The organism is Haloplanus sp. CK5-1 (genome assembly GCF_037201915.1).
GTDB classification, from domain to species: Archaea; Halobacteriota; Halobacteria; order Halobacteriales; family Haloferacaceae; genus Haloplanus; species Haloplanus salilacus.
On record NZ_CP147505.1, the window covers coordinates 2,530,870 to 2,544,425 of the forward strand.

Sequence of the window (13,556 nt, forward strand, 5' to 3'; positions counted from 1 at the left end):
CGACTGTTAAAGGTCGTTAAGATTTCTCGCCCCGCGTGAACGCTCACGCCCCTTCGTCATTCAGCAATTGCTCGGGGTAGAGGTCGGAAACTAATCCGATAATCTGGTACTCCAGTTGTTCGAGCGGAGCCTCGAAGTCGTGATAGAGGCCGACATCTTCCTCTCGCCACGCCTTCGTCCAGAAGTACGTCTGTTGTCGGAGTTGCCTCCCTTCCTCGAAAAGCCGGTCGGCCCACTTCTCGTACTTCTGCTTCTGGTTCTTGTCGTGGTCAAAGATGATCGCACTTAGATTCCCGATGTGGTAGTAGTGGCCGTCTCCCCATCTGGCGAATTTTCCGGTACTCGTTCGACGAAGGCCCTTCAAATTCGCACTTAGCCCCTCTCCATCTCTCCCGTATTTGCCTGCCTTTCCCACGTAGAGAGGGACGACGTAACCATCCTCCAACCAGTACATCAAGTAGATCAGACCGTCGTAGGTGTCGTCAGTCGTCTCCCAGTCATTGATGACCTTTCGTCCCTCCTCTCGGACGAGAGTCTCCATCTCCTCACTTCGTTTCAAGATTCGACGGTCATCTTTCCCGTAGTGCTTGAACTGGGCATTGAGATTATCGTCAGTCTCGAAGAGAGGAGTTGGATTCTCCGTGTCGACGTATTGTTGAGCCCACTCCTGCCAGAGATCTTTCTTTGTCGTCATAGTCGCTCCTTGTACCAGCTTTGCTTCTCTCCAATTCCTAAACCTTCGGTCGGGTAATCCAAGAGCCTACCCAGTGTTTCAGTCAATCGTATTTTATTTTGTGGGGAACTATTATGTGTGTATAAAATGGCTATGTCCTAATGACAGAATTTGACGAGATAGTGAGTCCAGAAAATCGAGCACTTATTTGGCCGGTATTGTTGGCAGCGTCTCTATTTATTCCGTGGATTAGGGTGTCTGGTTTGATCAGTATCCGTGTCATCGGATTTGATATGGATATTGGTCCAATAATTCTCATTATATCCGTTTTAATAGCTGGTTCATGGTTGTATAAAGATGGCCAGCACCGAGAGAAAGTATGGCTTGGGGGCGGTATTACTGCTACTTTACTAACTATTGCAGCTATGTGGAATCTACAAGATGGTATCAGTCAGTATCAGACCGAAACGGAAGGGAATTTGTTTGCTAACTTGGTTACACTTAATTTCGGTGTCGGTGTATATCTGGCAATTACCGCTTCCGCAGCGATCACTTATATTGGTTACAGCATATACACAACAGAAAATTCGGAGAATAAAGTTGATCATGATAAAGATAGTACCGTCATGTCTTCTAATACACTGAAAAAGTATGGTATCATAGTTATCGCACTAATTTCTCTTGTCAGTATTGCTGCCTATGGATTCGGAATAGGCGACTTAATCTCTGACCCTGCATCTAATCTTGAAGTTGACGGTGAGGGGTACTCCCAAGGGACAACAATGGGAGCCGTAGTGGATGTTTCAAATCCCGGTGAGGAGGAAGCTACAGCTACACTTACTGTTAGAATGAAAATTGATGGAGAAGTAAAAAGCAGTTTCACCAATGAACGAGAAATCACAGTTCAGTCGGAAAATAGTATAACAGAAGACTTTCGATTAGGAAGCTTTAATGACTTAACAGATAATGAGGCAGAAAGTATTTCTAACGGTGATTTTACTATCGAATTTCTAATTAACGGAGAAATCAAAGACACTTATTCAGAATCATAGGCACTTTTTTGATAGATTTCTATTTTGAAAGAATATAAAGCGACCCCCGCTCACCCATTATGGAAAGCACAGGTTGCGGAAGTTTCCCATATTGGAATACTATATGCAATACTTCCGCAAAACTAACTCCCCTACGTGCTTCTTCGAGAGAAGAGCGGTTCTGTTACTTCATAGAAATCGGGTGGTGCGAATCGTCGCTGGTGAGCTGTTCAGACCTTACCTTTGAGAATTAAACCGTGGTAACAGGCTTGCCCTCCGCGTGTTGTGGGGTCGGTTCCGTCCGCGATTCGTTCAGTTGAAGCGTCTGGGTCGGCTGATGGTAGACCGGCGATAGCTCAACACCACGGTAGTACAGTTCTCGGAGGAGGGCGTTATGCTCATCTATTACCTCACGGTCGAACTCCAATTCGCCTGTCTGCCGAAGGAGTGGCCGGAGTCGCCTTTTTAGTTCCTTAATAGTACCTGACGTGTCATACTTCTCATCGCAGCTTTGCGGTCGGCTGTCGTATTCGATATTTACGTTATTTGCCATAGTTATGACTCACTATTTGAAGTTATGCACCGCTCTTGAGAAAGCGAATGCGTACTACTATTAGGGAGATTAGTACTTAAATCATTTGGACATATATCATATATTTAGGGATTGGAATATGCGTGATATAAGGCCTGAAACGCCTATTTTTACCATTACCAGCTATCCCGATATATTGAGATTATCAGATGGCAAACCTAATAACGATACATATCTCTGGCACAAGCACAGAGCTTCCAAAACTTCCCGATATGGTAGTACCATATACAATACTTCCGCAAACTTAGAGACTTCGGAAAAGACCGTCCGTGTGCCTCTCCCAAGGTCAAGCGGTCACGGGGGAACGTTCTCTGTATGCCCGAACTGTGCGAGCGGCGCTTCCCCTACCCCAAGGTAGTATGCTCCGATGAGGTCCGTCTCGATTTCTTTACGCTTGTGCGAGGTGTCGAGGTCACTCCGTTCGGCGAAGGCGAAGAGCGCATCTTCACCGAAGGTTTGCTCGTGATTGTAGAGCCGTGAGGAGATGTTACTGGATTCCCCGATGTACGCCAAGGTCGATTCCTGCCCCTCGTACCAGATACGATAGACTCCCGTATCGGGCGGATTGGCGTCGAGACGTTGTGCCAGTCGGTATGGCTCGGACCAGTCGAGATTCATCCAGTCTCGGGCCAGTGGTGTACGCCAGTTCTGCCAGTTGGGAGGAGCGATACCACTTGCAGAATTAGGTTCATCCTCGCCCGATTCGAGGCGGCCACCCTTGTACGCAGGGTCGTTGTAGCTGTAGGAGGATTGCTTGTAGCCGTCGATGATACGACCGAAGTTCGCTGTCGGGCTACGGTCTACCTCTCGTCGGTGTAGGGCGATGAGAGCCGCTTCTATCCCCTTCCGATGTTGTTCGTCCTCTGCTCTCGGAGGAATCGTGTGCGAGACTTCGAGCGCAGAGCCAACGTCATCTCGAACTGCCCAGAGACAGGGAGCCGCCGTATGTGGGTCTCGGTAGGGCATCTCCTCTGCGTGGACACCTCTTGCGAGGCTTTGGATTCGTCTTCGGGTATCGCCGGATTCACCGATGTATTCGAGGTGGTCACGTTTCTCGCTCCCGTGACAGATACGGTACAGTCCCGGTTCTTTCGGAACGTTAGAGAATGAGTCTGCATCGAGTAGGTTCCATTCAGACCAGTCGAGGTTCATCCAGTCGACAGAGAAAATACCCATTTCTATAGATGTTTAATTACCAGTCAAGATGGTTCAGTCGTCCTGACGCTCCTGATAGGCCTCTATAACATTTCTTTTCTCTCTTTCACGGACATCAACGTTGTTCAGAACCGCTCTAATCCCGCTATCGCTGACAGAATACAGTTCCATTACGAGCGCGTTCGTTTCATTCCATAATGAGGATATCTTCTCATCTAATTTTCCAAGAGATGATATAATATTCTCATCCGAATGTTCCATTACTGCATCGGATTCAAAACTGCTTTCGATATCATCCACTACATTCCGTGTATTTTCGGCGCTGTCTTGTCGAACAACCGGTATTTCTGTCTTGTCCAAGATATCCTCTACGCACTCAATTTTCTTCCGCGTTCGGAATAGGGTCAACTTCATAGCGGCTAAGACGTGGTCTCGCAGTTGCCGAGTGTCGAACTCTGCTTCAAACAACTCGGTTTCTGACTGGTCATCAACTCCGTGGACGAGAACGCTTTTTGTACCCTTTGACTCTGCCGAAAATTCTGGGTATTCTTCTGTTAGCTCATCTTGGTCAGTGTCAGGGTAGAAAGTGACCGAGTCTGTCCACGCTTGGTCCCGATTTCCGCTCTGGATATACGTTTTATCGTTTGAGAGGATAGTAGATAGGGAACGGTTCTCATCGCTAAGAAGTTCACTCTTTTCCTCCCAAATGTTGAGAAGTAACTCTCTATGATGGTTTCTGTCCAGAAGCTCCCCAACTGTCTCTTCGAGAGTTTCGATTTCGTCCTCATCTCCGTTTATATCCGGAATTGATAGATTCCTCAATTGTGGTGCTTGGAATTGGAAGTCTCCTCCCCTCATACGCAGGGCTCCGAACAAACCAGCATACAAGAAATCAGCCACATAACTATTCAATATTCCACCATAATACAGCATACTTTCGTCGCCATCATAGAATAGGTTAGTGTCAACAGAGGAATATGAACCATCAACATCTGGATATGCCTCAATTGTAGACGCTACCTTAGCAAACACCAGCTTCTCCTTCTGATATTGGTCACGGCGCAAATCGGTGATAATGTCGTGTGTGGTGTCAAGAACTGGTTGGCCGTAATCATCGCCTTGATGTCTAATCTCCTCAAACTCCCAGAAAGAGAGAAGCGGGTCAATTGCACCAGTTTTGATGAACTTCTTTTTGTGGTTGTCTGGGTCGTCTTCGGAAAGAGCTACGGTGAACTCTTCAGCTTCACTCGCGGTACTTGATGCTTGGACAGTTCCCGCATTCTTGAGCATTTGACAGTTCTCATAAATATCCCAGAAAACGCTGTCGTCAGTCAATAGCAGGAAACTCCAAATATTCTCATCAAGCTCATCCAAATAATCATACTCGTGCTCGTGGTCGTAATCGGAATCGCCAAGAGTGTCTTTCGTAGGCGGGCTATGACCTCTTATCGCCGCATCATCTGGAGCACTGTTTGCTTGATAGACCGGGATTACCGGATAGACACTGGGGTCATCAAAGACGTTGAGTTGGGAAACATCAGAGAGGCTCACGAAGTGGTTCTCGTTGTCGATTAAGTATTCACGGAATCCCTGAGCGTAGGGGGCGGCCAAGTGTTTGTTCGGGACAATATACGAGACATATCCCTCATCTTGGACAAGGTCAAAACCAAGCTGGAGAAACAGTAAATATACGTCATAGGCTCCGCTGGCAGATTCGTCGAACTTGTGTTCCCAGAAGTCACGTTCACATTCTTCAAAGTGCTTATTCCGAGCGATAGCGTTGATATATGGCGGATTTCCAATTACAAAATCAAATCCTGTATTCTCCTGCAATTCCCCATCATCGGTAAAGTAGGTATGCCAGAATGCGGCAGGCCAGTGTTGGGGAATTGTTTCATCGAAAATATCTGTCGACAAGTCCTCAGATATTAGATAATCCTCGAACTCTTCATTAAGTGCCTCTTTTAAGTCATCCTGCTCATCAAGGATATCATCGGCAATTCCCTCCTGAGTATGGTCACTGACATAATCGTTTCTCAGGCTGGATAAGTTCTGAAGAGTGTTCGTATGGTCTTCGTTCAAGTTGTCAATTGCATCCTCATCCGGTAATCCAGCGAGTGCGTCACCATTCTGTAGATTTAATTCGAGATTGGGAAGAGTGTAGCCTCCCCCGCGTGGAATATTGCTGTAACGGAATGCCTCTGGTACCTTTTTGATGCTTTCTAACCAGATATTCACTTTCGCAACTGCTAACGCATCAGCGTCCTTATCATTCCCAAAGATATGACGGAGAATGATTTTAGCCACTAACTCTCGGTCATTTTTATATCCAACAATATCTCGGAGTTCTTGAACACTGGCGGCATTTTCTTGGTCTTCCTGTGAAATATCAAGCGAACCGTTGAAATCCAGATATTCTATTTCTTCAAGCTGGTCGATTATTTTCCGATATCGTTCCCAGATAACATCAAATGCCTTAATCAAGAATGAGCCAGACCCGCAGGCAGGGTCAATAACTTTGAGTGACTGCATCTCCTTCAGCGTCTCCTTAGCGGTCTCAAACTCTTCATTTTCAACCGCAGTATGGAAGTCGGAGACATACTCGTCAAAGGTTTCCCCCACAGTTTGTTCAACCATATAGCGAGTCACCTCTTTTTCTGTGTAGTAGATACCTTCTTCTTCCCTGCGTTCGGCAAGTGAGGTCTCATACGCCTTGCCGAAGATATCCTCGTCAATTTGTCGATAGTTAAAGTTTGTAATTCCCTTTCGACTGGAGGTTTGTTGCCAATCTTCAAGACCGAGTATTTGCGGCAGAATTTCGTAAAACTCCTCAAGATTCTCCTTCTCGTCGTCTAGAAGCTCTATGAAATCAATCTCCTCTTCATCGAATAGTTCGGTATCATAATATGCGAAATACCAATCGTTGACTTCGCTGAGGAATTTTTCGAGGACTTTCTCGCCACCGATATGTTCCCAATCTCGCGTAATTTGGTTCCAGCGTTTCTCTATCCAATTAAAATTGACAACGAAATGGTCGTCCAGTGTCTGAATAAATATGAACTTGTTTATGAATGTGATGACTGCTTCAGTTTGCTCTCTTTCCGAGACACTGTCTTTGAAATCCAGTTCGTGTAAGCTTTCTCGCCACGAGTCAAGGCCCTCAAAGAAAGATTCGTCTAACGCTCCTCGCTCTGCTCGCCCCTCCACTCGTTCCAGATAATCTCGGAGCTCCCCGATAGTCTGAAGGTCATCGTATACTTCATCAAATTGTAATTCAGCTATAGGCTCACTTTGCCGTTTACTGAAAAAGACCCATTCATCTAAATTTGTAAATACGAGATACTCATTTTCTCCTCTATACCGCTCTATCTGTTCTTGGTGGTTTCGCCAATTCAAACGGCGCTTATCAATTCGTTGAATATCTCCATCACGTTCGTAGGCCTCAAACGGCGGTTTGATTTCAAGCAAAATAGGCATTCCATCAGCTTGGAGCCGATAATCCACGATACCGTTCTCTATCCGTATTTCTGGACTCATTCGACCAAAAATGGCCCTTGCCAAGACTGAGGCGCTCGTGACAAGCTTATCTTTTAGTGCTGGCTCAGGTTCTGAACCGTTCCTCAAATCATCAAGATACTCTAAGACTAATGAACTCTCCAAGTTTAGGTCTCGAAGTTCGTCAAGTTCGATTTGGTCCCTATCAAAGATTGTCTGTAAATCAGACACTATCGAGTGGAGTTTCGCACGTTCCTCTGAAGACAAATCAGACGTACTCATTAGACCCTCATTCTTACACCATCCTTTTTAAAGTTGCTCAGGACCGATGGTGTGTCACTGGTGTCAACGGTTTCTATCGATTGGATGAAAAGGAAAATCTGCGTGTTGATATGGTAGCGTGTTTTCGAGAACTGTCGTGACACCGTGGTAAAGATGGTTTCTTACATCTTGGGCAAGTCTCTGTCTCGCTCCTCAACCGAGATTAGACGGTTGTTCCAGAAGACCGCCTCGACTATCACCTCATCGGCTCCGTCTGTCTCTTCTCCGATAGTCGTCTCTCCACACTCATCGCACCACACTCGTCGGAGTACCCACCCATCTCGGTCGTAGTGAGTCGCATACGCTCGCACGAGGTCGCCAGTCCGAATTCGCTTGTTACATTGGTCGCAGATATGCCCCGACCGAACTCCGTTGAGGGCCTTCGCAGGGTTGGTATGAGCCATCGGTCTACACCTCCAGCGAGGAGTAGACGACATTACACTCGTCACAGACCCATCCTCGCTGACCCGTCACTGTATCGAGGAGCGCACCATATTCGAGAGAGTCGCCACACTTCGGACACTGCTTGCCATCGGTCGACCGAGTGCGACTCATTCGTCTTCCCCCACGTTCGGGTTCGGCTCCTCGAAGCCGTCACGGTAACACGGCCAACAGGGAAGCTCCTTGAACAGAGGGCTACAATCGCAGTCGTCGGGTCGCTCGTTGAGGTGGTTGGGTTCCTCTGGTTCGACCGTCACGCCACCATCTGCCCTCATTGCAGGTTCGGTAGTCGCGGCTTCAAGAACCGGCTTGCGGATAGCGACTGCCAGCAAATGTTTACACGCGCCTTCTTGATACTCGAAGGCGGGACAGGTGCAATCAGACGGAATCCCGCTCTCGACGTGAACCGTGTAGGTGTGTTCCTCAGGCTCGTCGTGCGAGCCATTCACGACTTCGACATTACTCCCTTCGAGAATCGTGAACTCGAAGCCTTCCCACTGTGCCCGCTTCTCGACTATCGTATTTGCGTCGAGTAGTTCGACCACTTCGGAAGGGGCTAATTCCGACATCTTTAGCCCTCGATGAAGATGGTGAACTCATTTCCACAATCGCTACATCGGTGGGTGAAGATGAGCGAATCGGAGTAGCCCCGTCGCTTGCTCGTCGTGATAGCCTCGATTGAGCACAGGCAGGGAACTCCTGAATCGAGACGGAATCCCGGTAGTTGTCGCAGTCGGTCGATTTGCTGTTCGCCAAGTTCTTGTCCGCTGGCTTGCGTAGTTGGCATTGGCCTGTCTCTCCTGAGAAGGCCACCGTCCGCCTGCTCCAACAGGCGGGCATTTTCCGAACGATAATCCCCGAAGGGACGGCTTCCTTCTCATCTTTTCCTATAAACGGAAGGAACTTAGTTCTTTCCTATTGTGGGAAATCTTATTGCGCTCCGATGAGAACCGTCGGATATGACCGAAGAAGACCCTCGACGCCAATATTCAGACGTTGACTTCCTTGATGCAGTTGCAAAACACACGCCTGCATCAACCTCCGAGGTAGCTGATGAAGTGGGTTGTACGCGCCGTAATGCTGATATGAGGCTCAAGAAACTGGCTGATGAAGGAAAGGTGAAGCGGAAAAAAATCGCCGCATCGCAAGTCTGGGCGCTCGTAGAAAGTTAAGAAAGCGTGTTTTGCATCAGGTAGTTTATTTTTATACGAATAGGAATGAAGCCGTATATTATTAGAACGCACTCCTTTCGCGGACTTACCTCTCGCTGGGGTAGGGTAAATGCGGTTGTTAACAACTCACATGGATCGAAATCTTGAGTCAAGAAAACCGGCTACCCCCAAATTTCATCCCGTCTCAAAATGCGGTCAGGTTAATGCGGCCCCATCGAGAATTATGCTGAATTCTGCTAATGGTCCTAAATATGCGCTATATGCATATATAGGATACACCCTATGCAGCCCAAGGATAGGGGCCAATGAACTCACCTCAAGAAGTGGCAAAATTCTTATCGTATTGGTTGCCACACCCGACAAACCGGAGAGCATCACGCCTTAGTATAATTTTTCTTATGAAGCGGTAGAAGTCTTATAAACACTAATATAGCCACTCTTAGAAAATACGGATGCAAAAAATCGCCGGACAAGAAACCGGTTCATATTCCTACTCGGCAATCATCAAATCCTTAATATTAAGTACCTATCAGCCCTATACTGTAGTACATCCCGACGAAAAGAACTGGGATGTCTGAGAACCAATGATAGCAGAATACCTACACGCAGAGCGGATGCTGTACGATTCGCAGAACGAGAGCGGCCAGTTCGGGGTGTCGGCGAATGAGTGAGTCTGAGGCAAAAATGACCTCGGAGATGAGTGCTGAAGAAGAGCTTCAGATGAGAGTGTCAGGCAAAGAACCGTCTATCCAGACTATCAGCCCTGATGAGCTCCGTGAAATTCGCCCCTCCCCAAACATGGATGAAAAGATAGAACGCGACGTGATGGGATCACATACTGCGCATGTTATTTGTGGGAGTACTATTTTCATCGCGTCAGAGACGGGCGATGTGACTCCCGAGATGGCAGCGAGTCTGTTGTCACACGAAATGATGCACCACATTTTACTGGCAGAGATCGGGGTCAAAGCCGCTCAAAAGTATGATGCGGTGGCTGACGATCACTACGAGGGATTTGAAGATAAAATGCAGAAAATGAAAGAAGTAGAGTAGCCAATTCGTGTCTCTGTCGTCTGGTTAACATTGGAGTGAAATGCCCCGCTCGTCTCTCGAAGAAGCACGTGGTCAAGTTACGGAACTTCCCCATATAGAAAGACGATATACAAGACTTCCGCAAAGAGAAAAGCGGCAATAAAATCTGGTACCAGTAAGTTTACCAAAAGGTTTAAGTAGGAGGAGTTCCTACATAATGTTACGAAGAGAAACACTACCGGTTGGTATATCGGTAGGACACGGATCGGACGACTATCTTTGCTGATTCGTGAGTTGTCTAGTGACTCCGCGAGCTACGAAGCAGTCGGAAGTCTGCAGTTGTAAATCACTCCACAAGGAGAACACAGTATGACACGAGACAATACGATCGTCCTCAGCGACGAGGAGAAAGCACTGGTAGAAGAGACAAAACAGACGCTCTATGGTGAGGAGAGTATCCCTCACTGTCACGTTATCGGCCACGCACTACGCCAAGTCCTACACGACGCTCGGACGACAGGCGCGCCTACGGAGGTCTCTGTCGAGAACTAACATCTGAACCAGCTACGACAATAGCTGGCTCAGTTCTGGAGGAAAAGATATGACTTCATTCCATAGTACGAACTGTCGAGACTTAAATCTTTCGGTTGGGATAGTGCTGAAATTAATTGGAGGTGGCTCTGTATGAGCACCGGTGTGAGTAAGCCGGATGATGAGTGGAAACCGTTTGGCCAAGCCCACCTGACTGACGCAATAGAGCGTGCCAATGCTCTCAATCAGTCGGTTTCCGAAGCTCATCCGAATCTGCTCACCATCTGGAACACCTCTGACGAGGAGCGGGCCAAACTCTTGGACGAGTATCTCGACGCTCTCGAAGCAGTCTGTCCCGACCCTCGGCTCATACCGCTTGATGAAACAGGGAAAGCGCCTGCCATCAGGGGAACGTGTAGCCTCGACTCTCAGCAAGCGCAAGAGATGCTCTACACGCCAGAGGAGGCTATCAAGGCCATCGAACGAGGGGCTAACGGCTTCGCCCTCTATGCAGGACGCTCGGACCACGGAACAGAGGACCTCGTCTTCGCAGACCACGACGACCTCCACGCATTCCCGCTTGACACCTTGCCCGATACCCTTACTGTCGTCTCTGGGTCGGGGGAGGGCTATCACGAGACCTTCGTGAATGCGGGCGACGTACGAAATGCGATGAGCGACGGTGGTGAAATTCGGGCGAGCAACTGGTACGTAGTAGTTCCCGGTTCCATCCACCCATCTGGCGGTATCTACCATCTCGAAAAAGAGCGCCCTATCGGGGAACTGGAAACCGACGACATTCCCGAAAGGCTCCGCCCCGCTACCGATTCCTACGACGGCGAGAACATCGAACTTTCGGGAGATTCGACAGACCGCTGTTTCACGAATGAGTTGGGTATGTCACTCGATGAGGTACGAGAGTACGATGAGAAACTCGATGAACTGCTGAGAACCCCACCTCGGCCAGACCTCGACGCTGACATACAGGATGACAGTGCTGTTGACGGCCACCTCATCTGGCGACTTCGATGGCATCACTTCCAGTTAGCCGACATCGAGGCTATCTGGCGACAGTACCGCCCTCGCTCGAAACTGGAGCGCGACGAGTGGGTCAAGCGACGGCTCCGCGAGTGTGGGATGCACGACGAACGCTGTCGCTATGATGGAAGCGAGCAATCCATCACCCTCCCCGAAACCCCGTCATACTCTGACTGGGACTGGCAGACTGGCACTACGGGCGATGAGACAGCCCTGACGCTGGAAGAAGCGCGTACCCGATGCCAGAGACGCATCGATACGGCTCTCAGCAACGGGGCGCACACGCTGATAGACGCCCTGCCAGCGATGGGGAAAAGTAGCGGTGTCATTCGGGGAGCAGCGAAGACTGAGACTCCCATCAGTGTGTTCACTGCTCGGCACGACCTCTATGGTCAGTACAGCGAATGGTGCGAGGAACACGGCCTATCGTATCATCGGCTTCCGTCCTTCCACGAGGACTGTCCTACGGCTCGTGGCGAACACGGTGATGACTGGCGCGAGAAGGTACTCGACATCTACGACGAGGGAGTGATGGCCAACGAGATTCACAAGTGGGCCGAGCAGTATTTCGGTCAGTCACTCCCCTGTGATGACGGGCAAGAGTGTCCCTACAAACAGGGATGGGATTTCGAATCTGACGAGTACGATGTCCTCATCGGTCACTACCAGCACGCCTACAATCCAGACATCACGGCAGGGCGAGTCGCCGTCTTCGATGAGTTCCCTGCCGATTCGTTCCTGTTGGAATTCGAGGGCGACACGGTTACATCAGCGGTGTCGGCCTACGTTTCCGAACACGACGGCCTTCCCTTCGAAGACTTCACCGAACTGGTCGAAGTTCGTAACTCCGAAGAAGGGAAAGAAGCGCGCGAGTGGTTCGATGCCGACGACCTCGAACGAGACGGTGAGCCTGTCCTGAAAGATACGAGCGGGTCGGCCAATGCCTACGCGCCCCTACTCACATACACGATCCTCATCGGAGAGAACCTCGGGAACGGATGGGAACACGCCGACCTTGATAAAGGAGCAGGGGTCGGCACTCACCGCAAGGCGGCACAGAACCGAGATTCGGGCGAGGTGTTTCTACTCCTGCCGCCAGAACTGGATGGCGCGAGCGGTGTCATCGCCCTCGACGGAACGCCGACGCCCGACCTCTGGCAACTGGCGGTCGATACTGGATTGAGCCACGCGCAAGTACTATCGGACGAGGAGCGGGCCGACTATCTCACCGATGCACTCGGTGATTCCATCATCCAAACGACGGAGGCCACCAAGACGTATTCGAGCGGTACCTATGTCTCCCCAGAGAAGGATGGCCTTCTCTTCGAAGCGGTGGCCGAGCGTGAAGAGACGAAGCCTGCCCTCATCTCGACAACAGAGGCCATTCGCCAATACGAGCAAGAAGGTGTACTCGCCTCTATCGGAACGCACGAGCACTACGGCAATCTGAAAGGGACGAACGAATTCCAACAGGAGCGGGTCGGCATCGTAGCAGGGAGCCAGCACTACGGAGACGATTACGTCGAACGATGGGGCGCACTCGCTGGCCAGAGTGTCGAACGCGGGGACGGCAAAGGGATGGACCTCGACTATGGCGAGTTCGGGAATAAGGTTCTCCGTCATATGCGAGAGCACGAGGTACTCCAAGCCGTACTCCGGTTCGGGCGAGACGGTGATGGTGCGAACATCTACGTCCACACTGCCGCCTTACCCGAGTGGGTTCCCGTCGAAGCAGAAGGGCACATCGAACGCTGGAGTAAGGGAACACGCGAGGTCGTGGAAGTGCTGGAGGCTAAGGCTCCCAACGAATGGCGGACAGCAGATGTTGCAGAAAAGGTTGACATCTCTACACGGCAAGTGCGGACGAATCTTGACCAACTTGCTGAAGCTGGCTATGTTGAGAAGCGAACAGAAGGTCGGGGAATCACGTGGGTTGTTGAAGATGAGACGATAGACCGCCTCGGTCAAGTTGAGTTCCGCTCGTCTTAGACAGAGGCACGAGGGTTGCGGAAGTTTCCCATATTAGAACACGTTATGCCAGAGTTCCGGAAAACCCCCGACCCCCACGTGTTTCG

Annotated in this window: 10 protein-coding genes; 5 read left to right on the plus strand and 5 right to left on the minus strand. The window is 49.6% G+C overall.

What is annotated here, in order from left to right; translation table 11 throughout:
- Positions 1-43: 43 nt before the first annotated feature.
- Positions 44-694 carry a hypothetical protein gene (locus tag NBT81_RS13475; RefSeq protein WP_338739357.1) on the minus strand — a complete coding sequence of 217 codons (651 nt, stop codon included), beginning with the start codon at positions 692-694 and terminating at the stop codon, positions 44-46.
- A gap of 140 nt (positions 695-834) precedes the next feature.
- On the opposite strand from NBT81_RS13475, the gene NBT81_RS13480 reads away from it, so the two are divergent.
- A complete protein-coding gene (locus tag NBT81_RS13480; protein WP_338739359.1) occupies positions 835-1,725 on the plus strand; it encodes a hypothetical protein in 891 nt (296 codons plus the stop codon).
- Positions 1,726-2,590: 865 nt separating this feature from the next.
- On the opposite strand, the gene NBT81_RS13485 is transcribed toward NBT81_RS13480, so the two are convergent.
- From NBT81_RS13485 to NBT81_RS13500, 4 genes are all read right to left on the minus strand, one after another.
- The gene (locus tag NBT81_RS13485) at positions 2,591-3,448 is read right to left on the minus strand and encodes a GIY-YIG nuclease family protein (RefSeq protein WP_338739361.1); all 858 of its coding nucleotides are present in this window, start codon (positions 3,446-3,448) and stop codon (positions 2,591-2,593) included.
- Between the two features lie 57 nt (positions 3,449-3,505).
- On the minus strand, positions 3,506-7,228 hold the full coding sequence (locus NBT81_RS13490) for an Eco57I restriction-modification methylase domain-containing protein (RefSeq protein ID WP_338739363.1): 3,723 nt from the start codon (positions 7,226-7,228) through the stop codon (positions 3,506-3,508).
- Positions 7,229-7,675: 447 nt separating this feature from the next.
- Positions 7,676-7,822 (minus strand): hypothetical protein, encoded by a 147-nt coding sequence (locus NBT81_RS13495; RefSeq protein WP_338739365.1) that lies wholly within the window; start codon positions 7,820-7,822, stop codon positions 7,676-7,678.
- Positions 7,819-8,253 (minus strand): SWIM zinc finger family protein, encoded by a 435-nt coding sequence (locus NBT81_RS13500; RefSeq protein WP_338739367.1) that lies wholly within the window; start codon positions 8,251-8,253, stop codon positions 7,819-7,821. Before NBT81_RS13500 ends, NBT81_RS13495 begins: the two co-directional genes overlap by 4 nt.
- 414 nt (positions 8,254-8,667) lie before the next feature.
- Here NBT81_RS13500 and NBT81_RS13505 point away from each other — a divergent pair, with 414 nt between their 5' ends.
- The 4 genes from NBT81_RS13505 to NBT81_RS13520 all read left to right on the plus strand — a co-directional run bounded on the left by NBT81_RS13505 (position 8,668) and on the right by NBT81_RS13520 (position 13,470).
- Positions 8,668-8,880: a FaeA/PapI family transcriptional regulator gene (locus NBT81_RS13505; protein WP_338739369.1), complete on the plus strand. Its 213-nt coding sequence runs from the start codon at positions 8,668-8,670 to the stop codon at positions 8,878-8,880.
- Between the two features lie 663 nt (positions 8,881-9,543).
- A complete protein-coding gene (locus NBT81_RS13510; protein ID WP_338739371.1) occupies positions 9,544-9,933 on the plus strand; it encodes a hypothetical protein in 390 nt (129 codons plus the stop codon).
- Positions 9,934-10,281: 348 nt separating this feature from the next.
- Positions 10,282-10,464 (plus strand): hypothetical protein, encoded by a 183-nt coding sequence (locus tag NBT81_RS13515; protein ID WP_338739373.1) that lies wholly within the window; start codon positions 10,282-10,284, stop codon positions 10,462-10,464.
- A 132-nt stretch (positions 10,465-10,596) separates the two neighbouring features.
- Positions 10,597-13,470, plus strand: coding sequence for a bifunctional DNA primase/polymerase (locus tag NBT81_RS13520; protein ID WP_338739375.1), 2,874 nt, complete (start codon positions 10,597-10,599; stop codon positions 13,468-13,470).
- Positions 13,471-13,556: the final 86 nt, after the last annotated feature.

Bases quoted from the DNA above. Each gene is read 5' to 3' on its own strand.
- NBT81_RS13490 (WP_338739363.1), bottom strand. From the start codon at position 7,228: ATGAGTACGTCTGATTTGTCTTCAGAGGAACGTGCGAAACTCCACTCG.
- NBT81_RS13510 (WP_338739371.1), top strand. From the start codon at position 9,544: ATGAGTGAGTCTGAGGCAAAAATGACCTCGGAGATGAGTGCTGAAGAA.
- NBT81_RS13505 (WP_338739369.1), top strand. From the start codon at position 8,668: ATGACCGAAGAAGACCCTCGACGCCAATATTCAGACGTTGACTTCCTT.
- NBT81_RS13475 (WP_338739357.1), bottom strand. From the start codon at position 694: ATGACGACAAAGAAAGATCTCTGGCAGGAGTGGGCTCAACAATACGTC.
- NBT81_RS13485 (WP_338739361.1), bottom strand. From the start codon at position 3,448: ATGAACCTCGACTGGTCTGAATGGAACCTACTCGATGCAGACTCATTC.
- NBT81_RS13495 (WP_338739365.1), bottom strand. From the start codon at position 7,822: ATGAGTCGCACTCGGTCGACCGATGGCAAGCAGTGTCCGAAGTGTGGC.
- NBT81_RS13480 (WP_338739359.1), top strand. From the start codon at position 835: ATGACAGAATTTGACGAGATAGTGAGTCCAGAAAATCGAGCACTTATT.
- NBT81_RS13515 (WP_338739373.1), top strand. From the start codon at position 10,282: ATGACACGAGACAATACGATCGTCCTCAGCGACGAGGAGAAAGCACTG.
- NBT81_RS13520 (WP_338739375.1), top strand. From the start codon at position 10,597: ATGAGCACCGGTGTGAGTAAGCCGGATGATGAGTGGAAACCGTTTGGC.